This window comes from Roseococcus sp. YIM B11640, from assembly GCF_049727625.1.
Taxonomy (GTDB): domain Bacteria; phylum Pseudomonadota; class Alphaproteobacteria; order Acetobacterales; family Acetobacteraceae; genus Roseococcus.
In genome coordinates, this window is the sequence record NZ_JBBJOZ010000001.1 from 1209916 (window position 1) to 1232033 (window position 22118).

19 protein-coding genes and 1 other RNA gene are annotated in these 22118 nt (G+C 71.4%); 1 reads left to right on the forward strand and 19 read right to left on the reverse strand.

Annotated features, from left to right (window positions below; translation table 11 throughout):
• Positions 1–144: 144 nt before the first annotated feature.
• The 16 genes from ftsZ to WJM96_RS06220 all read right to left on the reverse strand — a co-directional run bounded on the left by ftsZ (position 145) and on the right by WJM96_RS06220 (position 19210).
• Positions 145–1701 carry a cell division protein FtsZ gene (gene ftsZ, locus WJM96_RS06145; RefSeq protein ID WP_424811553.1) on the reverse strand — a complete coding sequence of 519 codons (1557 nt, stop codon included), beginning with the start codon at positions 1699–1701 and terminating at the stop codon, positions 145–147.
• Between the two features lie 128 nt (positions 1702–1829).
• Complete coding sequence (gene ftsA, locus WJM96_RS06150) at positions 1830–3134, reverse strand: cell division protein FtsA (protein WP_424811554.1); 1305 nt, start codon at positions 3132–3134, stop codon at positions 1830–1832.
• Entirely contained in the window at positions 3131–3997 is an 867-nt protein-coding gene (locus WJM96_RS06155) for a cell division protein FtsQ/DivIB (RefSeq protein ID WP_424811555.1), read from the reverse strand. The genes ftsA and WJM96_RS06155 overlap by 4 nt, the downstream gene beginning before the upstream one ends.
• On the reverse strand, positions 3987–4946 hold the full coding sequence (locus tag WJM96_RS06160) for a D-alanine--D-alanine ligase (protein ID WP_424811556.1): 960 nt from the start codon (positions 4944–4946) through the stop codon (positions 3987–3989). Before WJM96_RS06160 ends, WJM96_RS06155 begins: the two co-directional genes overlap by 11 nt.
• Positions 4943–5851, reverse strand: a complete 909-nt coding sequence (gene murB / locus WJM96_RS06165) for a UDP-N-acetylmuramate dehydrogenase (protein WP_424811557.1) — start codon at positions 5849–5851, stop codon at positions 4943–4945. Before murB ends, WJM96_RS06160 begins: the two co-directional genes overlap by 4 nt.
• A complete protein-coding gene (gene murC / locus WJM96_RS06170) occupies positions 5848–7308 on the reverse strand; it encodes a UDP-N-acetylmuramate--L-alanine ligase (protein ID WP_424811558.1) in 1461 nt (486 codons plus the stop codon). Before murC ends, murB begins: the two co-directional genes overlap by 4 nt.
• Positions 7308–8423, reverse strand: coding sequence for an undecaprenyldiphospho-muramoylpentapeptide beta-N-acetylglucosaminyltransferase (gene murG, locus WJM96_RS06175; RefSeq protein ID WP_424811559.1), 1116 nt, complete (start codon positions 8421–8423; stop codon positions 7308–7310). Before murG ends, murC begins: the two co-directional genes overlap by 1 nt.
• 11 nt (positions 8424–8434) lie before the next feature.
• Positions 8435–9601, reverse strand: a complete 1167-nt coding sequence (locus WJM96_RS06180) for an FtsW/RodA/SpoVE family cell cycle protein (RefSeq protein ID WP_424811829.1) — start codon at positions 9599–9601, stop codon at positions 8435–8437.
• The gene (gene murD, locus WJM96_RS06185; protein ID WP_424811830.1) at positions 9598–11001 is read right to left on the reverse strand and encodes a UDP-N-acetylmuramoyl-L-alanine--D-glutamate ligase; all 1404 of its coding nucleotides are present in this window, start codon (positions 10999–11001) and stop codon (positions 9598–9600) included. Before murD ends, WJM96_RS06180 begins: the two co-directional genes overlap by 4 nt.
• Entirely contained in the window at positions 11001–12089 is a 1089-nt protein-coding gene (gene mraY, locus WJM96_RS06190; protein WP_424811560.1) for a phospho-N-acetylmuramoyl-pentapeptide-transferase, read from the reverse strand. The genes murD and mraY overlap by 1 nt, the downstream gene beginning before the upstream one ends.
• The gene (locus tag WJM96_RS06195; RefSeq protein WP_424811561.1) at positions 12086–13459 is read right to left on the reverse strand and encodes a UDP-N-acetylmuramoyl-tripeptide--D-alanyl-D-alanine ligase; all 1374 of its coding nucleotides are present in this window, start codon (positions 13457–13459) and stop codon (positions 12086–12088) included. Before WJM96_RS06195 ends, mraY begins: the two co-directional genes overlap by 4 nt.
• On the reverse strand, positions 13456–14922 hold the full coding sequence (locus tag WJM96_RS06200; RefSeq protein WP_424811562.1) for a UDP-N-acetylmuramoyl-L-alanyl-D-glutamate--2,6-diaminopimelate ligase: 1467 nt from the start codon (positions 14920–14922) through the stop codon (positions 13456–13458). Before WJM96_RS06200 ends, WJM96_RS06195 begins: the two co-directional genes overlap by 4 nt.
• Positions 14909–16906 (reverse strand): peptidoglycan D,D-transpeptidase FtsI family protein, encoded by a 1998-nt coding sequence (locus WJM96_RS06205; protein WP_424811563.1) that lies wholly within the window; start codon positions 16904–16906, stop codon positions 14909–14911. The genes WJM96_RS06200 and WJM96_RS06205 overlap by 14 nt, the downstream gene beginning before the upstream one ends.
• On the reverse strand, positions 16903–17826 hold the full coding sequence (gene ftsL, locus WJM96_RS06210; protein WP_424811564.1) for a cell division protein FtsL: 924 nt from the start codon (positions 17824–17826) through the stop codon (positions 16903–16905). Before ftsL ends, WJM96_RS06205 begins: the two co-directional genes overlap by 4 nt.
• On the reverse strand, positions 17823–18761 hold the full coding sequence (gene rsmH / locus WJM96_RS06215; RefSeq protein ID WP_424811565.1) for a 16S rRNA (cytosine(1402)-N(4))-methyltransferase RsmH: 939 nt from the start codon (positions 18759–18761) through the stop codon (positions 17823–17825). Before rsmH ends, ftsL begins: the two co-directional genes overlap by 4 nt.
• A complete protein-coding gene (locus tag WJM96_RS06220) occupies positions 18761–19210 on the reverse strand; it encodes a division/cell wall cluster transcriptional repressor MraZ (protein ID WP_424811566.1) in 450 nt (149 codons plus the stop codon). The genes rsmH and WJM96_RS06220 overlap by 1 nt, the downstream gene beginning before the upstream one ends.
• A 379-nt stretch (positions 19211–19589) precedes the next feature.
• Here WJM96_RS06220 and rnpB point away from each other — a divergent pair.
• Positions 19590–19974, forward strand: an RNA gene (gene rnpB / locus WJM96_RS06225) — RNase P RNA component class A.
• A gap of 81 nt (positions 19975–20055) precedes the next feature.
• Here the strand turns inward: rnpB and WJM96_RS06230 are convergent.
• The 3 genes from WJM96_RS06230 to WJM96_RS06240 are packed head-to-tail and all read right to left on the reverse strand — an operon-like array spanning position 20056 to position 22027.
• Positions 20056–20598: a nucleotidyltransferase family protein gene (locus tag WJM96_RS06230; RefSeq protein WP_424811567.1), complete on the reverse strand. Its 543-nt coding sequence runs from the start codon at positions 20596–20598 to the stop codon at positions 20056–20058.
• Positions 20595–21269, reverse strand: a complete 675-nt coding sequence (locus WJM96_RS06235) for an N-acetylmuramoyl-L-alanine amidase (RefSeq protein WP_424811568.1) — start codon at positions 21267–21269, stop codon at positions 20595–20597. Before WJM96_RS06235 ends, WJM96_RS06230 begins: the two co-directional genes overlap by 4 nt.
• Entirely contained in the window at positions 21269–22027 is a 759-nt protein-coding gene (locus WJM96_RS06240; protein WP_424811569.1) for a TerB family tellurite resistance protein, read from the reverse strand. The genes WJM96_RS06235 and WJM96_RS06240 overlap by 1 nt, the downstream gene beginning before the upstream one ends.
• Between the last annotated feature and the right edge of the window lie 91 nt (positions 22028–22118).

Sequence of the window (22118 nt, forward strand, 5' to 3'; positions counted from 1 at the left end):
GGAGACCGTGCTGCCACTCAAGCGATGTTTCCTGATGTTTCGGGTTAAGGCATTGATTCAGCGGACGATTTTTGCCGAATCATTGCCCAGAAAATACCGCAATCGGCGAGGCGGCCGAAAGACCGCCCCCTAGCGTCGAACCCTTCAGTTGCTCTGGCGACGGAGGAAGGTCGGGATATCGAGGCCCATTTCGTCCGGCTGAGGCTGCGCCGGCCGCGGCGGCCGGGGCTGCGCCGGATGACCCATGGAGGGCTCGGCGCGCGGCGCTGCCACCGGGCCCTCGGGCTCCACGTTCCGGCGCATCAGGCCGGTCGCGTTGCGGAAGAGGCCGCGCCAACCGGCGCCCTGGCCGCCCGCCTCGGGCAGCGCGGGCTGCTGGGGCGGAGGCGCGGCGGGCGCCATGGCTGGCTGCTGCGGCGCGGGCTGCATCATCACCGGCTGGGGCTGCGGCATTTCCTCCGCATAGACGGGAGCAGGCTGGATCGGGGCCTGCTGGGGTGCCTGGGCCAGGGCCGTCGCGGCCGGCTGGCGCAGCAGGCCGGCGGCGCCGACCTGAACAGGGCGGCGGGCCGGCGGCGCCACGGGGGCGCCAAGCGGACCGGCGGCCGGGCGCATCGGGGCCGCGGCGGCGGGCGCCGGGGCCGGCGCGCCGACCGCGGGCTGGTTCACCACCGCGAGGCGGGGCCCTGCCGCGGCCACGCCCGCAACGGGCTGCGCCGCGGCCATGGCGGCGAGGTCGATGCCGGTCGCGACGACGGAGACGCGCACGCGGCCGTTCATGCTCTCGTCGACCGAGGAGCCGAAGATGATGTTCGCATCCTCGTCCACCTCGCGGCGGATGCGCATCGCGGCCTCGTCCACCTCGAACAGCGTCATGTCGAGGCCGCCGGTGATGTTGATCAGCACGCCCTTGGCGCCGCGCATGGAGGTGTCCTCCAGCAGCGGGTTGCTGATGGCGGATTCGGCGGCCTTCACGGCGCGGTCGTCGCCCTCGGCCTCGCCCGTGCCCATCATGGCCTTGCCCATCTCGGCCATGACCGTGCGGATATCCGCGAAGTCGAGGTTCACGAGGCCGGGGTTGACCATCAGGTCCGTCACGCCGCGTACGCCCATGTAGAGGACGTTGTCGGCCATCTTGAAAGCCTCGGCGAAGGTCGTGCGCTCATTCGCCATGCGGAAGAGGTTCTGGTTCGGGATCACGATCAGCGTGTCCACGAACTGCTGCAGGTCCTCAAGGCCGAGATCCGCGCTGCGGCGGCGCTTCGGGCCCTCGAAATCGAACGGCTTGGTGACGACGCCCACGGTGAGGATGCCGCGCTCGCGCGCCATGCGGGCGATCACAGGGGCTGCGCCCGTGCCCGTGCCGCCGCCCATGCCGGCGGTGACGAAGACCATGTGGCAGCCCTCGAGGTGGCGGGCGAGCTCGTCGGTCGCCTCCTCGGCGGCCGCGCGGCCGATCTCGGGCTTGGCGCCGGCACCGAGGCCCTGCGTCAGGTGCGGGCCCAGCTGCACGCGGCGTTCCGCGCGGCTGTTGACCAGCGCCTGGGCATCCGTGTTGGCGACGATGAATTCGACGCCGTCCAGGCCGAGGTTGATCATGTTGTTGACGGCATTGGTGCCACCGCCGCCAACGCCGATCACGGCGATTCGCGGGGAGAAGTCCGTATGCTGGGTCACCGGCAGCGTGAGGTTCAGGGTCATTGCGCGAGGTCTCCTCACATTAACTTAGAGCATTCAAAGCGAGTCGCGTCTGCCCCGTGGGATGGAATAACCCCCGTTATCCACAGGTTGCTCGACTAATATTTTTCATGCGTGACGCAACCTTCTCGTCACAGTTTCTCCCGCACCCAGGCCATGGCCCGCCGGAACCAACCCTGCGGAGGGGCGGCACCGGGTGTGAAGTGAAGCGGCGGCTGGCCCTCGCCGGCCGCCCAGGCCAACAGGCCGATGGCTCCCGAGAAGCCGGGGCCGGACGCGGTCTCGGGCAGGCCACGCACCAGGCGCGGCCGGCCGAGGCGGATCGTCGTCTCCCGCCCCAGCACCCGCTGCGCCAGTTCCCGCACGCCGATGAGCTGCGAAGCACCACCCGTCAGCACGATGCGCCGCCGCATCTCGGAAGGCAGGCCGCTGCCCTCCAGCCGGTCCCGCAGCAACTCGAAGCTTTCCTCGAGGCGCGGACGGATGATGCGGACGATCATCTCGCGCGGGATGCGCGCGATCTGGTCGTCATCCTCGCCCACCAGCGGCACGGGCAGCATCTCCGAACGGTCCTCCGCCGCCTCCAGGACGCTGCCATGCATGGTCTTGAGGCGCTCGGCATGCGTGATGGGGGTGGAGAGCACCCGCGCGAGGTCGTTCGTCACCTGCCAGCCGCCCACGGGAAGCTGCGCGGTGTGCATCAGCCGCCCTTCGGCGAAGGCGGCGAGGCTGGTTGTGCCGCCGCCCATGTCCACCACCACGGCGCCCAGTTCGCGCTCGTCCTCCACCAGCGTCGCGAGGCCGGCGGCGAAGGGCGAGGAGACGACCTCCTCCGGCTCCAGCTCGCAGCGGTGCAGGCATTGGCCGAGGTTGAACAGCGCGTGGCTGGAGGCGTCGAGCACATGCAGGCGCGCGCTCAGCGTGTCGCAAACCATGCCGCGCGGATCGTCCACGCCGCCCGTCGCGTCGACCTGGAAGCCGAGCGGGAAGCTGTGCACGGACTCCCGGCCCTCGGCCTCGGTGCGGCGAACGCCCTCGCCCATGACGCCGCGCAGATCGGCCTCGGTGACGGCGCGGCCGCCCACCTGCCAGAGAATATTGTGGATCCGGCTCTCCGGCTGCCCGCAGGAGAGGTTGACGATCACGCCCTTGAGCAGCGTATCCGCCATTTCCTCCGCCGAGGCGACGGCGGCGCGGATACTGCGCTCGGCCTCCTCCATGTCGACGATGGAGCCGGCCTTCACGCCGCGCGACTTCTGCCAGCCGAAGCCCAGCGCGCGAGGCGTGCCGTCGCTCTCGATGCGCGCGATCAGGCAGACGACCTTGGTCGAGCCCACGTCGAGCACGCCGAAGACGCCCGAGCGCGCGCGGCCGAGACGGCTCCCGCGGCTCGGCAGCTCGGCCTGGGGGGCGGTGTAGCGAACGAGCTCGTTCATCCACGCTGACTCCGGTTCGGGGTGGCGGGAGAGGCTGCCGGCGCCGCCGGCTGCAGGCGGACGACCAGGCGGTCCGGCAGCCGCATGTCCACGGCCGCCAGCGGCCGGTCCAGCAGCTTGTCGCGCGCATGGAGCTCCGCGAGGCGCGTGATGGCCGCGACCTCATGCCCTTCCGGCAGCAGGATGTCCGCGCCGCTCTGCAGGCGCAGGTTCCAGCGCCGTTCGGACACGCGGACGATGGCCTGCACGCGGTCCGCGATCTCCGGCGCGCTGCGCAGCAGGTCGATCATCGTCGCGGCATCGCGCTCGGCGCCCGCGCCGACGACGAGCGGCAGCGGGCCGAAGGCCTGGAGCCGTTCCGTCGCCATGATCCGGCCCTCGCGGTCGATGACCGAGAAGCGCCCCTCGCGCTGCCAGATGGCGAAGGCTCGGCGCTCCGTCAGGCGGATGAGGATGGTGCCGGGCAGGCGGCGTTCCACATGCGCGTGCTCCACCCAGGCGATGCGTTCGAGCCGGTCCTTTGCCGCGGCCGGATCGAAATCCAGCATCGCGTCGCCGGGCGAGGTGGCAATCGCGGCGAGCAGCGCCTCGCGCGGCGCGAATTCGCGGCCTTCCACGCGGATCTCCTGCACGAGGAGGCCAGGGCCGCGCCCGAGCGATGCCAGCCAGCCCGAGGCGTCGCGCAGCCGTGCCGCCGGGTCCAGCGCGACCACGCCGACAACCAGGACAACTGTCGCGCCGATGGCGACGGAGGCGAGGCCGACACCCCGCAACCAGTTGCGCCAACGCTTGAACCAGAGGCGCGTGGCAGAGGGCCGTTTCGGCGGGCGCGCGGCGCCGCGGCTGCGGGGCTCACGGGCCATGGCTGGCCTGCTCCACCATCCAGGCGCAAAGCGCCTTGAAGTCGATGCCACGATGCGCTGCCTGCTCCGGCAGCAGCGATGTGGGTGTCAGTCCCGGCTGGGTGTTCACCTCCAGCAGGATCAGGCGACCCGGCTCGCCGGCCGTGTCATCGTAGCGGAAATCGGAGCGCGAGGCGCCGCGGCAGCCCAGCGCCTGATGCGCCGCGACCGCGACCTCCATCGCCTTCTCGTAGATCTCGGGCGCGACCTGCGCGGGGATCACGTGGCGCGAGCCGCCATTCGCGTATTTGGAATCGTAGTCGTAGAACTCGCCCGCATCGGCGAGGATATCGGTCACGGCCAGCGCGCGGTCGCCCATCACGCCGACGGTCAGTTCGCGGCCGGGGATGTATTCTTCCACCAGCGCCTGCTTCCCGAAGCGCCAGTTGCGCGCGATCTCGGCGCGGCGGTTGTCGCCGCTGCGGACGATGTGCACGCCGACGGAAGAGCCCTCGTTGACCGGCTTCACCACATAGGGCCGGGGCATCGGGTCCTCGGCCTCCAACTCCTCGATATCGACCACGCGATGTGGCGTCACGGGCAGGCCGGCCGCGCGGAACACGGCCTTGGCGGCCACCTTGTCCATGGCGAGCGCGGAGGCGCGCACGCCCGAATGCGTATAGGGCAGGCCCATCCAGTCGAGCACGCCCTGGATGCAGCCATCCTCGCCGAAGCGGCCGTGCAGCGCGTTGAAGACCACGTCCGGCGCCGAGGCGCGCAGCGTGGCGATGGTGGCCGCGAGATCGGTGCCGACGTCGAGGGGCGTCACGCGGTACCCGGCCTCGCGCAGCGCATCGATGACCTTCGCGCCACTGGCGAGGCTCACCTCGCGCTCGGCGGAGATGCCGCCGTGCAGCACGGCCACATGGGTGTCCTTCGGGTCGCGGGCGATGGGGGCGAAGGCATTCATGCCGGAACTCCGATACGCTTGATTTCCCACTGCAACTCGATGCCGGAATGCTCCAGCACGCGGGCGCGGACGGTCTCGCCGAGGGCTTCCAGGTCGGAAGCCGTGGCGTCATCCGTGTTGAGCAGGAAGTTGGTGTGCTTCTCGCTGACCTGGGCGCCGCCGAGGCGCAGGCCGCGGCATCCCGCGGCGTCGATCAGCGCCCAGGCCTTGCGGCCCTCCGGGTTGCGGAAGGTGCTGCCGCCGGTCCTGGCCCGCACGGGCTGCGTGGCCTCGCGCGAGGTGCGGATCTCGGCCATCCGCGCCCCGATGGCGGAGGAATCGCCGGGCGTACCGCGCAGCCGGGCGCGCGTGACGACGCCGCGGAAGGGCAGCTCGGCATGGCGGTAGGCGAGGCGCAGCCCCGCCGCATCCAGGCGCAGGAGACCGTCCGCGGTCGCGACCTCGGCCCAGTCCAGGACGTCGACGATCTCGCGCCCATAGGCGCCGGCATTCATGGCGATGGCGCCGCCGATGCTGCCGGGAATGCCGCTCAGGAATTCGAGGCCGGAAAGCCCGCCCGCCGCCGCGTGTTGCGCGACGGTCGCATCCAGCGCGGCGGCGCCCGCGATCAGGCCATCGGCCTCCACGGCCACCGCGCCGAAGCCGCGCGGCGGCAGGCGCAGCGTGACGCCGGGCAGCCCGCCGTCACGGATGATGAGGTTGGAGGCCGCGCCCAGCACCGTCAGCGGCGTGGCGGGGTCGAGCGCCGCGAGCAGGGCGAGAAGGTCCTCGGCATCGGCGGGGCGCGCCAGCCACTCGGCAGGCCCGCCCACGCGGAACCAGGTGAAGGGTGCGAGGCTCGCACCCGCCTCCACCCGGCCGCGAATGGCCGGCATCCGATGCGGCGAGGTGCCCCGCATGCTCATGCGCGGCGCAGCGGCGTGACCCGCGACCCCGCGCCCCCATGTGCACCGCCTTGGGCCTGGAGAGCGGCCAGCTGCCCCGGCAGCGCATGCGCCCAGGCCGTGATGTTGCCCGCGCCGAGGCAGACCACGTAGTCGCCCGGCCGCGCGATGGCGTTGATCATCTCGGCGAGGCTGTCGGGCTCGGGCAGCGGCACCACGCTGCGGTGGCCGCGGGCGCGCAGCCCATCCACCAGCGCATCCTTGTCCACGCCCTCGATCGCCGCTTCGCCGGCCGCATAGACGTCGGCGACGATGACGGTGCCCGCATCGTTCATGCAGGCGCAGAACTCCGGGAAGAGCTGCTGCAGGCGCGAATAGCGGTGCGGCTGCACCACCGCGATCACGTCTCGCGCGCCGGCCTGGCGCGCGGCCTTGAGCACGGCCGCAATCTCGACCGGGTGGTGGCCATAGTCGTCGATCACCGTGATGCCGCCCGTCTCGCCCACGCGGGTGAAGCGGCGCTTCACCCCCTTGAAGCCGGCGAGCGCCGCCCGGATCACATCCTCCGGCACGTCCATCTCGACGCCGACAGCGATGGCCGCCAGCGCGTTCTGGACGTTGTGGTGGCCGAGCATGGGAAGGCGGAAGGGCTGCAGCGTACGCGCGCGGCCCGTCGTGCGGTCCTGCACCGTGACCTCGAAGCTTGCGCCCATGCGGTTGGTCAGCACCTTCTCGGCGCGCACGTCGGCCTGCGGCGAGAAGCCGTAGGTGACGAGGCGGCGGTCCAGCTTCGGGATCATCTGCTGCACGCCCGGATGGTCGGCGCAGAGAACGGCGAAGCCGTAGAAGGGAATGTTGCCGACGAACTGGGCATAGCCCTCCTTCATCGCCTCCTCGGTGCCCCAGTGATCCAGGTGCTCGGGGTCCATGTTGGTGACGACGGCGACCGTGGAGGGCAGGCGCAGGAAGGAGCCGTCGCTCTCATCGGCCTCGACCACCATCCACTCGCCCGTGCCCATGCGGGTATTGGTGCCATAGGCGTTGATGATGCCGCCGTTGATCACGGTGGGGTCGAGCTTCGCCTGCTCCAGCACGCAGGCGATCAGGCTGGTCGTGGTGGTCTTGCCATGCGTGCCGCCGACGGCGATGCCCCATTTGAGGCGCATGAGCTCGGCCAGCATCTCGGCGCGGCGCACCACGGGCAGCAGGCGCGCGCGGGCGGCCTGGACCTCGGGGTTGTCCTTCTTCACGGCGGTGCTGACGACGACGACCTGCGCGCCGCCCAGGTTCTCGGCGGCATGACCGACCGTGACGGGAATCCCCGCCTCGCGCAGGCGGGCGACATTCGCGCTCTCGGAAAGATCGCTGCCTTGGACCGTGTAGCCAAGGTTATGCAGCACCTCGGCGATGCCCGACATGCCGATGCCGCCAATGCCGACGAAGTGGATCGTTCCGATGGAGAGCGGCAGCGCGCGCATCAGCGTGGTTCCTGAAGGGTTTGCGCCCGATGGGCGAGGGCAAGGACCAGATCGGCGAGGTCTCGCGCGGCCTGGGGCCTTGCCAGGGATGCCGCAGCATGGGCCGCTTCGGCAAGCCTCTCCGACGAGCCCAGAAATTGTTCCAGCAATTCAGCGAGTCGCGCCGGGGTGGTCGTGGCCTGGGGCAGGACCAGGGCCGCTCCGGCCGCTTCCAGGGCGCGCGCATTGGCCGCCTGGTGGTTGTCGATGGCCGAGGGCAGGGGCAGCAGGAGGGAGGGGCGGCCCGCGCAGGCGAGCTCGGCCACGGTCGAGGCCCCGGCGCGGGCGATCACCAGATGGGCACTGGCCAACCTTCCCGCGATGTCAGGGAAGAAGGGCGAGAGCTGCACGGGGATTCCGGTGCCGGCATAGGCGGCGCGGACCCGCTCCAGGTCCTCCACGCGGCATTGCTGGTCGATCACCAGCCGCGTCCGGATCGCCTCGGGGAGAGCTGCGATGGCCGGGGGCACGAGGTCCGCGAAGACCCGCGCGCCAAGCGAGCCGCCGGTGACCAGCAGCCGCAGCGCCCCGTCGGCGGAGGGGTATTCCGCGCCCGCCAGCGCCGCGAGCGCCGGGCGGACCGGGTTGCCCACATGGGCGACATGGGCGCTGGGCGGCACGCGGGAGGTTTCGGCATAGGCCAGGGCCAGCAGGTCCGCGCGCGGGGCGAGCGCCCGGTTCGCGCGGCCGAGGACCGCGTTCTGCTCGTGCAGGATCAGGGCCGGCCGCCCCCGGCCGAGGCTCAGCGCCGCGAGGGCGGGCGGGATGGCCGGGTAGCCGCCGAAGCCCACCACGGCCGCCGCGTTCAGCCGCTTCAGCAGGCCCCGCGCCGTCATGGTCCCGGCGGCGAGCTTCATCGCGCCCTTGGCCGCCTTGACGGGGCTGCGGCCCGCTATGCCCTCGCCGCTGAGCACGAAGCGCTCGGCATTCGAGAAGGCGGGGCTGTCGAAGGCAGCCGAGCGCGCATCGGTGAAGAGCACGATCCGCTCGCCGCGCGCTGTCAGCTCGGCGGCCAGCGCCTCGGCGGGGAAGAGGTGTCCCCCGGTGCCTCCGGCGGCGATGGCGATGGGAGACACGGCCGGCCCTCTCATGACATCGCGGGCGCACGGCCGCCCGCGAGGAAGGGCTGCGTGTCATCGGCGCGCGGCATGCGCTTGCGCGTCAGCGCCAGCAGGAACCCCATGCCGAGGGCCAGCGCCACGACCGAGGAACCGCCGTAGGAAACGAAGGGCAGCGTCATGCCCTTGGTCGGGATCAGGTGCAGCGAGCTGCCCATGTTGATGAAGGCCTGAAGGCCGAACTGCGTCAGCAGGCCGGTCGCCGCGAGGCTCACATAGGGGTCGCGCTCGGGCATCAGGCGCACGAGGCCCCGGATCACCACGAAGGCGAAGATCGCGAGGATCACGAGGCAGATGACGAGGCCGAATTCCTCGCCCACCACGGGGAAGACGAAGTCGGCATGGGCGTCGGGGAGTACGTCCTTCACGCGACCCTCGCCAGGGCCGCGGCCCAGCAGGCCGCCATTGCCGAAGGCCTCGAGCGACATGCGGATCTGGAAATTGTCGCCAGCCTCGGGGTCGAGGAACCGCTGCACGCGGCTGCGGACGTGCGGGTGGAACATATAGGCCAACACGCCGAGCAGCGGCACGGCGCAGCCGGCGATGGCCACCCAGAAGAGGTTGATGCCCGAGACGAAGACCTGCGCGAGGAACACCATCACGATGACGGCCAGCATGCCGATATCCGGCTGCTGCTTGAGCAGCACCGCGACGATGCCGATGCAGCCGAAGGCAATGAGCAGGCCGGGGAAGCGGCGTGAGCGTTTGCCCTCGGCCAGCAGCCAGCCGCAGACCACGGCGAGACAGGGCTTCAGGAATTCCGAGGGCTGCAGCGAAAGGCCCGGGATAGGCAGCCAGCGGCGCGCGCCCTTGATCTCGACGCCGATTACCAGCGTCGCCGCCGTCAGCACCAGCGCGCCCAGCGCGCCCAGCAGCGCGAGCCGCAAGACCCATCGCGGCGAGCAGAGCGAGACCGCGACCATCACCACCACCGCGATGGCCGAGTAGAAGACCTGCCTCGCGAGGAACATGTGGCGCGAGGAGGCGCCGATGCGCTCGGCCACGGCGGGCGAGGCAGAGAGCATCATGACGTAGCCGATCGCGACCAGCGCCAGCAGTGCGGCCAGGGTCCAGCGATCCACGCTCCACCACCAGCGGCCGAGAAGGGACGTGTCGGTGCGGGAGACGGCCATCAGCCTTGCCCTCCGGGCATATGACGGACCAGCGCGCGGAAGGCGTCGCCGCGCTGGTCGAAACCAGTGAATTGATCCCATGAGGCCGCGGCCGGGGAGAGCAGCACCACCTCGGCGGCGCCCGAGAAGGCGGCCTCGGCCGCGCCGGAGAGCGCCTCGGCCAGCGTGCCGCTGAACTGGTGCGGCACCCCGTGGGCCGAGAGCGTGGCGCCGAAGGCCGCCGCGTCCTGACCGATCAGGAAGGCCTCGGCCACATGGCCGAAATAGGGGGCCAGCGGCTCGATGCCGCCTTCTTTGCCGACGCCGCCCGCGATCCAGATCACGCGCGGATAGCTCGCCAGCGCGCGGGCCGCGCTGTCTGCATTGGTGGCCTTGCTGTCATTGATGAAGCGCACGCCTCGGATCTCGCCCACCAGCTCCTGCCGGTGCGGCAGGCCGGGATAGGAGTGCAGCCCATCGGCCAGCCGGTTACGGCGCAGGCCCAGCGAGACGGCCATGGCGCAGGCGGCCGCCGCGTTCTGGGCGTTGTGCTGGCCCGGCAGGGTGCGGCAGGTGGAAAGGTCGGCGATCAGGCCCTGCTCGTCGCGCAGCAGGCTGCCTTGGGCCCAGTAGCCGCCGGGCACGGGCGTATGCCCCGAAATGGGCACGACATGCGCTGCGAGGCCGCCGCGCAGCCCCGCCGTCTCCGGATCGTCCATGCCGAGCACCGCCGTGTCTTCGGCGAGCTGGCGCGCGAAGATCCGGGCCTTGGCGGCCAGGTAGCCCGCCATGTCGCCATGGCGATCGAGATGATCGGCGCTGAGATTCAGCATGGCCGCCGAGTTGAATCGAAGCGAATCGATTCGCTCCAGCATGTAGGACGACATTTCGAGCACGTAGACGCCGTCGTCGCCGAGAATGGGCATGTCCAGCGCCGCCGGCCCCAGGTTGCCGCCCGCCTGGACCGGGATTCCGGCGCCCGAGAGCAGATGGGCCAGCAGCGCGGTCACCGTGCTCTTGCCATTGGTGCCAGTGATGCCGGCGAAGCGCGCCTGGCTGCCGGCGGCGCGCACCGCGCGGTAGAGGAACTCGACATCGGCCAGCACCGGCGTGCCGGCCGCGCGCGCGGCGGCGGCGGCCGGATGGACGCGCGGCAGGATGTGCGGGATGCCCGGCGACAGCAGCAGGGCATCGAAGCCGAAGCTCACGGCCGGGTCGGCGACGGTCAGGCCCAGGGCTGCGGCCTCGGCCCGCGCGGGCTCCTTGTCGTCCCAGGCAGTGACCTCGGCGCCCCATTCGCGAAGGCGGCGCGCGGCCGGAAGCCCGGCCTTGCCGAGCCCCACGACGGCGATCCGCTCTCCGCGAAACGGCAGATCGCGGGGCGGCCGATTCACGCTTCGCTCCGCTTCGCGATCGGACGCCATCATCGGATCTTCAGCGTCGAAAGGCCGACCAGCGCCAGCACCATCGCGATGATCCAGAAGCGGATCACGATGGTGGGCTCGGCCCAGCCCTTCTTCTCGAAGTGATGATGCAGCGGCGCCATGAGGAAGACGCGCCGGCCCGTGCGCTTGAACCAGAAGACCTGGATCACGACCGACAGCGTCTCCACCACGAAGAGCCCGCCTACGATGGCCAGCACGATCTCGTGCTTGGTCGCGACGGCGGTCGCGCCGAGCGCGCCGCCGAGCGCGAGGCTGCCCGTATCGCCCATGAAGACGGCCGCCGGCGGCGCGTTGAACCACAGGAAGCCGAGCGAGGCGCCGATCAGCGCGGAACAGAACACCGCGAGTTCACCGGAACCCGGCACACCGTGCAGTTGCAGGTAGTCCGCGAAGACGCGGTTGCCGACGAGATAGGCGATCAGCGCGAAGACGGCCGCGGCGATCATCACCGGCACGATGGCGAGGCCGTCCAGTCCATCCGTCAGGTTCACGGCGTTGGAGGCGCCCATCATCACGAAGGCGGCGACCAGCGGGAAGAAAAGCCCGAAGGGGATGAGAAAGTCCTTCAGGAAGGGCACCGCCATCGTGGTGGACAACGGCTCCGGCAGCATCAGCGAGAACCAGATGCCGGCGGCCAGCGCGATGGCCCCCTGCGCGATGAGCTTCTGCCGGCCGGAGACACCCTTGGTGTTGCGTTTCGTGACCTTCAGCCAGTCATCCGCGAAGCCGAGGCCCCCGTAACCCAGCGTCACGAAGAGCACGGCCCAGACGAAGCCGTTCCGCAGATCGGCCCAGAGCAGCACGGAGAGGGTGAGCGAGAGCAGGATCATCACGCCGCCCATGGTGGGCGTGCCCTTCTTGGTGATGAGGTGGCTCTCGGGCCCGTCCTCGCGGATGGGCTGGCCGCCGCGCTGGAAGCTGCGGAGCCAGTTGATGATGGAGCTGCCGAAGACGAGGCAGATGAAGAGCGCGGTCATGCAGGCCGCGCCCGCGCGGAAGGTCGTGTAGCGGGCCAGGTTGAACAGGATGAAGTCGTCGGCGAGCGGGCCGACCAGCAGCGGGATCATGCGGTATTCCTCTGGGCGCCGGAGATCGCGCGGATGATCTCGGCCATGCGCATGCCGAGGGATCCCTTCACCAGCACCGCGTCTCCGTCACGCAGGGCGGCGGAGACGATGGGCGCGAGGCTCGCGGCGTCGTGGGTGTGTGCGCCCTGCTTGGCGGCCGGCAGGGCGGCGAAGAGATGCCCCATGAGGGGGCCGCACGCATAGACCAGGTCGGCTGCGTTGGCCACATCGGTGGCCAGCGCCGCGTGCAGGTCGGGCCCGAACTCGCCGAGCTCCAGCATGTCGCCCAGGACCGCGATCCGGCGCTTGGCCTTCTGCTGAGCGAGCACGCCGAGCGCCGCCCGGACGGCGCTGTCCGAGGCGTTGTAGCTCTCGTCCAGCAGCAGGGCGGTGCCCATGTCGGGCGTGGAGACGCGCCGCATCTCGCCCCGCCCGGCCCCGGCGCCGAAGCCCGAGAGGGCGGCGGCGGCCAGCCCGGCATCGCCCCCGGCCGCCTGGATGGCGGCCAGCGCGGCCAGGGCGTTCATCGCCATATGCTTGCCGGGCTGCTCGAGCCGCACGGCCACATAGCGGCCGGACAGTTCGAACTCCGCCTCGCCCGCCGCTTCCAGCCCCCTATAGGAGAGCAGGCGCGCCGAGGCCTCGGGGCTCTCGCCAAACCCGACCACGATGGCGCCCGCGGCCGCTGCGATATCGGCCATCCGGCCGAAGAAGGGGCTGTCCTGCGGCAGGACGGCGACGCCGCCGGGCAGCAGGCCCGCCGCGACGTCCGCCTTCTCATCCGCGATGGCCTCGGCGCTGCCCAGATTGCCGATATGCGCCGTGCCGACATGGCTCACCAGCGCCACATGCGGCCGGGTGAGGCGGGAGAGGGGGGCGATCTCGCCCCGGTGGTTCATACCGATCTCGATCGCGGCCCATTCGGTCGCGCGCGGCATCCGGGCCAGCGTCAGAGGCACGCCCCACTGGTTGTTGTAGCTGGCGACCGAGGCATGGGTGGCGCCGAGCGCCGCGCAGGCGCGCTTCAGCATCTCCTTGGTCGTGGTCTTGCCGACGCTGCCGGTGACGGCGATCACCCGTGCGCCGCAGCGCTCGCGCCCGGCCGCGCCGAGGGCCGTCAGGCCCTGCAGGGTCTCGGCCACGCGCAGGAAGGGGCCTTCGCCCATGTCGCGATCGACCATGGCGCTCGCGCCCTTGGCGAGAGCATGGGCGACGAACTCATGCCCGTCCCGTGCGTCGCGGAGCGCCACGAAGAGATCGCCGTGCTGGACGGTGCGGCTGTCGATGGAGACACCATCGGCCGTCAGACCGTCCGGACAGGCTCCGCCCGTGGCGGCGCGCAGCTCCTCGGCGGTCCAGAGCGCGCTCATGGCAGGGCTCCGGCGAGGCGGCGGACCACCTCGGCATCGTCGAAGGGGGTGGTGACGCCCGCGATGGTCTGGCCGCTCTCATGGCCCTTGCCTGCCACGGCTAACACATCCCCTGGCCTGAGCGCGGCCAGCGCGGCGGCGATGGCGCCCTCGCGCTCGCCCGCGTCGCGGGAGGAGGGCGCGGCGGCACGGATGGCGGCGCGGATCGCGGCGGGATCCTCGCTGCGCGGGTTGTCGTCGGTTATCCAGAGCTCGTCGGCACCGCGCGCGGCGGCCGCGCCCATCAGGGGGCGCTTGCCGGGATCGCGGTCGCCGCCCGCGCCGAACAGCACGTGCAGCCGCCCGCCGGGCCCGACATGCGGGCGCAGCGCGTCCAGCAGGCGCTCCAGCGCATCGGGCGTATGGGCATAGTCGACATAGACGGCGGCGCCGTTGGGCAGGGTCGTGGCCAGCTCCATCCGGCCGCGCACGCCCCGCAGCGAGGGAAGCAGGTCCAGCACGCGCCCGATGTCGAGGCCGAGACCCACCGCGAGGCCCGTGGCCACCAGCACGTTGTCGGCCTGGAAGCGGCCGGGCAGGGCGAGTGTGACTTCGGCCTTCCGCCCGAAGGCGTCCAGCGCCAGCACCTGGCCGCCGGGCAGCGGCCGCTGCGCGAGGAGCCGGATATCGCGCCCGGCCTCGCCGGCCTCGATCCCGCGCAGGGCGCGCTCCGCCACGATGGCGCGAAGGGCGGCGAGGGTCTCGCTGTCCATCTCCGTGTGAAGAACGGCCGCCGCGCCCTTCGGCAGCAGCGTATCGAAGAGGCGCAGCTTGGCGGCGCGGTATCCCGCCATGTCGCGATGGTAGTCGAGATGGTCGCGCGTGAGGTTGGTGAAGGCGCCGGCCGCGAGCTTAACGCCATCCAGCCGCCGCTGGTCCAGCCCGTGGGAGCTGGCTTCCAGTGCGAGGTCCGTCACGCCCGCCCGCGCCAGCTCGGCCAGCTGTGCGTGGAGGGTGACGGGGTCCGGCGTGGTGAGGCTGGGACCCACGGGAAAGCCCTCGGCGACGAGGCCGAGCGTGCCGAGCGAGGCCGCGCGCCTCCCGGCCAATCCCATGAGCTGGCGATGAAAATCCGCCGTGCTGGTCTTGCCGTTGGTGCCCGTGATCGCGACCACGCGCTCGGGCTGCGCGCCGTGGAAGGCGGCGGCCATGAGCGCGAGGACACGACGCGGGTCGGCCGCGCGCAGGAAGGGGAGGGAGGGCACGCCCGCGGGCCATTCGGTGCCCTGGGGCGCCAGGATCGCTGCCGCGCCCGCCCGCACCGCGTCCGCGATGAAGCGGGCGCCGTCGGCCTTGGCGCCGGGCAGCGCCGCGAAGAGGAAGCCGGGGCGGACCGCGCGGCTATCGGCCGTGATGCCGCGTATCTCGGCGGGGCCTTCGCCCCTCAGTTCCGGACAGAGGCTGCGGAGCTCATCGAGATGCACGGCCTGTCTCGGGGGGCATGGGGGCGGGGAGATGCAGCACGAGGCGCGGCATGGCGATGCCATCCCCCGCATCGGTGCGGCGGAGCGGGGGAGCCTGCGGGTCCATCGAGGGCGGGGTGCGCGGCAGCATTGCCGGCGCGGGGACGGGCGTGGGCGAGCGGGGCGGCGCGACCGTGGGGGTGGTCGTCGTCGTGGCGGCGCGCGGGCGCGCGGACTGCAGCGGCAGCGCGATGGTCTGCTGGATCTGGGCGATGCGCTCGGTCTCGGGCACCAGGCCCAGGATCGGGCCCACGCGCTCCACGACGCGGCGGGCGGTCGGCGCGGCCACCACGCCCGCGGTGGCGTATCCGCCCGTATCGGCGCGCGGCTTCGGCTCGTCCACCAGGATGTGCATGGCGTAGCGCGGCGCATTCATCGGGAAAGCCCCGATGAACGAGGAGATACGCCGGTTTTCCAGATACTGGCCGCGATCGCCGACCTTCTGCGCCGTGCCGGTCTTGCCGCCCATGAAGTAGCCGGGCGAGTCCGAGGAACGCGCGGAGCCGTCGGTCACGGCCACCCGCATCAGGCGGCGGATCTGCTCGGAGGTGCGCTCGCTGATCACGCGCACGCCCTCGCGCTCCTGTCCCGGCGGGACGGCGAGGACGGTGGGCTGGCGCAGCGTGCCGCCATTGGCGAGCGCGGAGACGCCCGTGATGATGTGCAGCGGCGTGACCGAGATGCCCTGGCCGAAGCCGATGGTCATGGTGTTGATGTCGCGCCAACGCCGCACCGAGGGCACCAGCGTGGAAGCCGCTTCCGGCAGCTCGATGCCCAGGCGCCCGCCCATGCCCATCCGCATCAGGAACTCGCGATGCCGCCCGCCGCCCACCGCCATCGCCATGTGCGCGCTGGCGAGGTTGGAGGAGTAGGCGATGATCTCCGGCAGGCTCAGCCAGCGGTGCTTGCCGTGGAAGTCGTTGATCTCGAACCGGCCGATGCGAATGGGACGGGTGGCGTCGAAGCCGCCGTTGATCTGAACGACGCCCGCTTCCAGCGCCGAAGCGGCGGTGAAGAGCTTGAAGGTCGAGCCCGGCTCGTAGGCGCCGGTGACCGCGCGGTTGAACCGGCTCTCGGCCGAGGCGGTGGCGAGGTCGGAGGCGGCGAAGTCGGGCAGGCTCACCATGCCGAGCACCTCCGCCGTGTTGACATCCATCAGGATGGCCGAGCCGCCGATGGCGCTGAAGCGGTCGATGGCCCAGTCGAGGGCCTCGCGTAGCTCCCGCTGGATGCGGATGTCGATCGAGAGCCGCAGCGGGGTGGGGCTGACGCGCAGGCGCTCATCGTACCACTTCTCGACGCCTGCGATGCCCTCGCCGTCCACGTCCACCGCGCCCAGCACATGAGCGGCGTCGCGGCCGCGCGGATAGGTGCGGCGTTCGGCGGTCTCGAAATAGAGGCCGAGGATGCCGAGGTCGTTGATCTGCTGTTGCTGCCGCGGCGTGATGAAGCGGTCGATATAGGCGAACTGCCGCGGCGGGCTCAGGCGCTGGACCAGCCGCGCGCGGTCCAGATGCGGCAGGATGCGGACGAGCTGATCCGCCACCTGACTGGGATGGTCGATCTCGCCCGGCCGGGCGTAGAGCGCGGTGCCGCGCACGGTGACGGCGAGGATCTCGCCGTTGCGGTCGGTGATGGCGGCGCGCGAGACGGCGGGTTCGGCCGAGGGAAGACGCGGCGCTTGCGCGATCCGCGATGTCGCGGGCGAGAGGATCATCGCATCCGTCAGCTTCGCCGCCACCGCCAGGAACAGCACGCCGAAGCCGATGGAGGCCAAGGCCAGCCGGCCGCGAATGCGGCGCTGGAACTGGGCGTCCTGCGCCTGGACCCGCACCAGGGCGCGCGAGGGCGCGGCCTCCCGCACCGGCAGGACCGGCTCCACATGCGGCATTCCGCCGAAGCCGGCGGGCCGCGATTCCGGGGAGGGAGGCGGCAGGTCGGTCATCGGGCGAAGGGTACCGGGGGCGGCAGGGCGGAACCGCCGAGCATCGAGCCGCCGATCGGCGCGGGGGCCACGTGCAGCGCCGTCCGCATCGCGACCGGGGCCGCCGCCGGGGCGTCGTTCCGGGCCAGCTGGCGGGGCGCGGGCGTCACGGGCTCGGCGCGCGGACGGGGTGCCGGCCGGGCCACGGGCGCGGCGTCGGCCAGGCGGGCCGAGGCCGATGTTGCGATCGGCGGCGCGGCGGCGGCGACCGGCGCGGCGTGGCGCGGCGCGGCTTCGGCGGCCAGGGCGGGGGCCGCGATGGGCGGCAGCGCCGCGGCGGCTGGATTTGGCGCGGGGCGTGGCGCGGCGGCGGCGGCGACCGGCGCGGGGCGCGGGGCAGGCGGCGGCGAAACGGGCGCGGCGGCCACGACGGGCGCGGGTGCCGGTGCAGGTGCCGGAGGGGCGGCGGGCGGGGCGGCCGCGGCGACGACCGGCGCGACCGGCTCCGCGGTGGTCGCGGCCGCCGGCACGGGGGCGCGGCGCGGCTCGGCCTCGGCGAACATGGTGGAGGCGCTGAAGATCAGCACCTCGCCGGGCGCGGAAGGCGCGTCCGCGCGGCGGCGGAAGCCCGAGCCCGTGCTGGCGAAGGCCACGGCCTGGGGCATGCGGCGCTGGGCATCCTCCAGCCGCTGGAACTGGGCCGGCTCCATTGGCTGCATGTCGCGCAGATAAGCGCCAGCCATGGTCCGCAGGCGATCCTGGTCGTTCAGCCTGGCCCATTCCGCCGAGAGCGTCTGCGTGCGTCCGCGCTCCGTCTCCGTCTGGCGGCGGATGTCGCGCAGCTCGCGGTCCAGCTTCGAGACCTCTTCCTTCGTCTGGAAGACGTAGAGACCGGCCCCGAGGAACGCCGCGAAGGTGACGATGGTGAGCGGATGAATCATGCGGCGCGGCTTTCGGGCTTGCGGAGCAGGGCGCGGAGATGGGCGGAGCGGGCGCGGGGGTTGGCCTCGCTCTCGGCCGCGGTGGGGCGGACGGACCGGGTGGTCAGCAGCTCGAAGCCGGTGGCCGCGCGCGGGGCGAGCAGCGAGCCGGGATCGTGCCGCGAGGCGCCGGGCGTGCGGCCCGCCGCCTTCTGGAAGGCCCGCTTCACGATGCGGTCCTCCAGCGAATGGAAGGAGACGACGACGATGCGGCCGCCGGGGGCCAGCAGCTTCATCGCCTGCTCGAGGGCGCGTTCGATCTCCCCCAGCTCGTCGTTCACGCGGATGCGCAGCGCCTGGAAGCTGCGCGTCGCGCCATGGATGCCGGAAGGGTCGCGGGGGACGGAGCGGCGGATGGTCTCGGCGAGGCGCAGCGTGGTGGTGAAGGGCTCCTCCGCGCGGGCCTTCACGATGGCGCGGGCGACGCGGCGGGAATGGCGTTCTTCGCCGAACTCCCAGATGAGGTCGGCGAGCTCGGCTTCCGGCAGCGTATTCACGAGGTCCGCCGCGCTCGGCCCGGTGCGGCCCATCCGCATGTCGAGCGGCCCGTCCGCGCGGAAGGAGAAGCCGCGCTCGGGCTCGTCCAGCTGGAAGCTGGAGACGCCGAGGTCGAGCACCACGCCGTCGAGCTGGGTCACGCCATGGGCGGCGAGGTGCTCCATCATGTCGCCGAAGCGGCCCTCGATCAGGTGCAGGCGGCCCGGATAGGCGGCTACCAACGCTGCCCCGCGTGCGATCGCGTCGGGGTCGCGATCCATGGCCCAGACGGTGCAAGGGGCGGCGTCCAGGATGGCGCGGGTATAGCCGCCGCCGCCGAAGGTGCCGTCGAGAATCGCCTCGCCGGCGCGGGGCGCCAGGTACTGCAGGACCTCGGGGAGGAGGACGGGGATATGCATCAGCCGCCCCCGGCCGTGCTGGCGCGAGCGCGGGCCTTGTCGGCCAGGGCCTGGCGGGCCTTCTCGATCATCGCCTCGGCGGCCGCGGGCTCCCAGAGCTCGATGCGCTCCATGCGGCCGAGGAAGGAGATGCTGTCGCTGAGGCCAGCGAAAGCGATGAGATCCGCCGGCAGGATCATGCGGCCGTCCGGATCGGGGGTGACTTCGACGGTGTCGGAGAAAAGGGCATAGGCCTTGAATTCCTCGTCCTCGTCGGGTTCATCCAAGGGGCTGCGGGAAGCGAGCTCGGCGTCGAAGGCAGAGGCCGGCCAGGCTTCGATGCACGGGTGGCGGGTGGAACGGCGCAGGACCAGGCTCTCGCCGGCAAGACGGGTGCGGAACTGAGCGGGCACGCTGCAGCGGCCCTTCTTGTCCAACCCGTTGGTGAACTTGCCCCGGAACTGGGTCATCCTGCGGTCCGATGCCCCTTTCGAACGTGCCAAGGGGGACTTCCGGAATGCCGCGGGGCGGGAGCAGCGGCCGACGAGATCCCCCCCGGAATCCCGTCGGCTCGCCCGACCAGCCCATTTCCAGATGGCTCGCCCCCCCGAGCGTGCTGTCATCCGTATTGGGCTGAGGTGGTTTTATCTGGGTGATTATGGGTGATCAAGGGATAACGACTCATCCCGAAACACGCCGAAACGAGAAAAATCGTTCTTATTCAAAACGGTATGGCCATAACTTAAAATTCCATGTCCATGGTTGGTCACCTTCTTTGGGCCGTGTTGCACAGGAGCAACAGGGTTTGACTTGACCTATGCCGAAAGGGGCGCGAAGGACGCGGCGGTGCCGGGTGGCTGGACGACCGCTGGTCCTGCGAGCGATCGCGGGGCTGGAGGAAAGTCCGGGCTCCACGGAAATACGGTGCCGGCCAACGGCCGGCGGGCGAAAGCCTAGGGAAAGTGCCACAGAGAACAGACCGCCATGGCCGCTTCGGCGCACATGGCAAGGGTGAAACGGTGGGGTAAGAGCCCACCGCGCTTCCAGCAATGGCGGCGGCACGGCAAACCCCACCGGGAGCAAGGCCGAATAGGGAGGGCAGCGCAAGCAGGGGCATTTCCGCCTCGTCCTCCGGGTTGGCCGCGCGAGGCCTGCGGCAACGCAGGTCCCAGAGGAATGGTCGTCCATGGCCTTCGGGCCAAGACAGAACCCGGCTTACAGGCTGCCCGGCACCAAATTCATCCGCCGGAGGCGAATGAATTTGGTTTTTCCTGCCCTCAGACGCCGGGCGGCCGGATTCCGGGAAGGCGTGCTGCTACGCGAAGGTTAGTCTGGGCCATCGGTGGCGCCAGCCTTTTGCCTCGGCACGTTGCGCGACGACCTCTCGCCGGGCCTCGAAGGCCGGCGTGGGCCGCACGAGAAGTCTCAGCAGGTCCGTCCATCCATGCGGCGCCAGCAGCTCGACCTTCCCGCCTGCCATGCGCGCCGCCACGGCCGTCGCGGTCTCGGGCCAATGGGCGATGGCCTCGGCCAGGTCGCAATAGGCAGCCTGGCCACTGCGGCCGTGCATGCGCGCCTGGTTGGTCACGGACCAGGGCAGGGGCAGGGCCTCGCGCAGCCGAGCCTCCCATGCCTCGTCCGCCGCCGGATCGGGATGGGCCGCATCCAGGAACACCACATCCAGATCGGCCAGCTCGGCTACATCCGGCCGCCTGCCATGCAGCACGTCCCACACCGCATTCCGCAGGAATCCCGCGCCGATCCAGGCGCCCGGCGGGCCATGCCGCGCCACCGCCTTCAGCGCTGCGCGCATCCCCGGATTCTCACGGCAGAGCGCCGCGACCCCCTCGGGCGTCATCCGATTGCGGCGAGCACGCCCCGCATGCGCGCGAGCGTCTCCGCATCGGCCCGCCCATCGACGAATTCCGGCCGCCAATGGCGCTGGAAGGCCGTCACCAGCACGTCCAGCGGCAGGTCGGTCCGGTAGCCGATGCGGCCCAGCAGCTCGAGCGCGTCGCCCTCTGCAGGCCCATCGGCCTCCGGCCAGATCCCGATGCCGTTCGCCGCCAGCCCCTGCCAGTCGAACAATTCGCCTGGATCCTGCTTGCGGTCGGGCGCGACGTCGCTGTGCCCCACCACGTTGCGCGGCGGGATGGGATGGCGCTCCAGGATATCCAGCGCCAGCTCGGCCACCGCCGCCATCTGCAGGGCGGGGAAATGGCGATAACCCCATTCATGGCCCGGATTGACGATCTCGATGCCGATCGAGGTACCGTTCAGTGCCTCCCGCCCCCGCCAATGGGAGATCCCGGCATGCCGGGCCCGGAGCGTCTCGGGCACCAGCCGGAAGATCTGCCCGTCCTCCTCGACCACATAATGAGAGGACACCACGGCCTCCGGGTCGCGCAGGCGGGCGATGGCCTCTCGGCCGCTGCGCATCCCGGTGTAGTGCAGGATCAGCATGTCGATGACGGCGCCGGGCGGGCGCGTCTCCACATTGGGCGAAGGCAGCTCCGTCACGCGTTGCATCAGAGCTTCCGCTCTCGCTTGATCCGGTCCCAGGCGGAATTGATCTCCGCCACCTTGTCCGTAGCGCGAGAGATGATGTCCTTGTTCATGCCCCGGGCCGCCATCGCGTCAGGATGGTTTTCGCGCATCAGGCGGCGCCAGGTGGCGCGGATTTGCTCGTCCGAGGCATCCTTGGGCAGGCCCAGCACGGCGTAGGCGTCGATGCCCCCGCGCTCGGGCTCGGCGCCGGGGCGGGCCTGCCCGTCGCGGGCGCGTTCCCATTCCCTGGCCTCCAATCCGAAGCCGATCTGAACGCGTTGCAGGAAGCGGACCTCGCCGCGGGTCAGGGGGCCGTCGGCGCGGGCGATCTGGAAGAGGGCGCTCAGCACGTCCTCCAGCACGGGGCGCTCGGCGGCGAAGGCTTCGCCCAGGCGGTCGGCGAAGGGCTCGAAATCGGTGGCGGTCTCGCGGGCCTCGTCGAAAAGCTCGGCCACGTCCTTCATGTTCTGGGGCGGGATGCGGAACATGCGCTTGAAGGCGTCGATCTCGGCCCGGACCACGGGGCCGTCGCATTTCGCCAGCTTGGCCGAGAGAACCACGACGGAAATGGCGAAGAGCTGCTCGCGCGAGCCCAGCATCGCGGCCATGTTCGCGGCATTGGGGCCGAGGCGCTTGGCGTTGTCCGCCGCATGGCCCGCGATGGCGCCCATGACGGCGCCCACCGGGCCGCCCGTGGCGAAGCCCGCGATCCCTCCGATGATCTTGCCCCAGAAGCTCAATACAGATCCCTTTGTTGGCGTGTTCAGTAACACGGCGCCCCCCTTGCGCGCCACGCCCCACCCCTGCAAAGCGAAGCGGGATCGAGGAGTG

Coding starts and splice junctions, on each gene's coding strand:
- ftsZ (WP_424811553.1), bottom strand. CDS start 1,701: ATGACCCTGAACCTCACGCTGCCGGTGACCCAGCATACGGACTTCTCC.
- ftsA (WP_424811554.1), bottom strand. CDS start 3,134: ATGAACGAGCTCGTTCGCTACACCGCCCCCCAGGCCGAGCTGCCGAGC.
- WJM96_RS06155 (WP_424811555.1), bottom strand. CDS start 3,997: ATGGCCCGTGAGCCCCGCAGCCGCGGCGCCGCGCGCCCGCCGAAACGG.
- WJM96_RS06160 (WP_424811556.1), bottom strand. CDS start 4,946: ATGAATGCCTTCGCCCCCATCGCCCGCGACCCGAAGGACACCCATGTG.
- murB (WP_424811557.1), bottom strand. CDS start 5,851: ATGAGCATGCGGGGCACCTCGCCGCATCGGATGCCGGCCATTCGCGGC.
- murC (WP_424811558.1), bottom strand. CDS start 7,308: ATGCGCGCGCTGCCGCTCTCCATCGGAACGATCCACTTCGTCGGCATT.
- murD (WP_424811830.1), bottom strand. CDS start 11,001: ATGGCGTCCGATCGCGAAGCGGAGCGAAGCGTGAATCGGCCGCCCCGC.
- mraY (WP_424811560.1), bottom strand. CDS start 12,089: ATGATCCCGCTGCTGGTCGGCCCGCTCGCCGACGACTTCATCCTGTTC.
- WJM96_RS06195 (WP_424811561.1), bottom strand. CDS start 13,459: ATGAGCGCGCTCTGGACCGCCGAGGAGCTGCGCGCCGCCACGGGCGGA.
- WJM96_RS06205 (WP_424811563.1), bottom strand. CDS start 16,906: ATGACCGACCTGCCGCCTCCCTCCCCGGAATCGCGGCCCGCCGGCTTC.
- ftsL (WP_424811564.1), bottom strand. CDS start 17,826: ATGATTCATCCGCTCACCATCGTCACCTTCGCGGCGTTCCTCGGGGCC.
- rsmH (WP_424811565.1), bottom strand. CDS start 18,761: ATGCATATCCCCGTCCTCCTCCCCGAGGTCCTGCAGTACCTGGCGCCC.
- WJM96_RS06220 (WP_424811566.1), bottom strand. CDS start 19,210: ATGACCCAGTTCCGGGGCAAGTTCACCAACGGGTTGGACAAGAAGGGC.
- WJM96_RS06230 (WP_424811567.1), bottom strand. CDS start 20,598: ATGACGCCCGAGGGGGTCGCGGCGCTCTGCCGTGAGAATCCGGGGATG.
- WJM96_RS06235 (WP_424811568.1), bottom strand. CDS start 21,269: ATGCAACGCGTGACGGAGCTGCCTTCGCCCAATGTGGAGACGCGCCCG.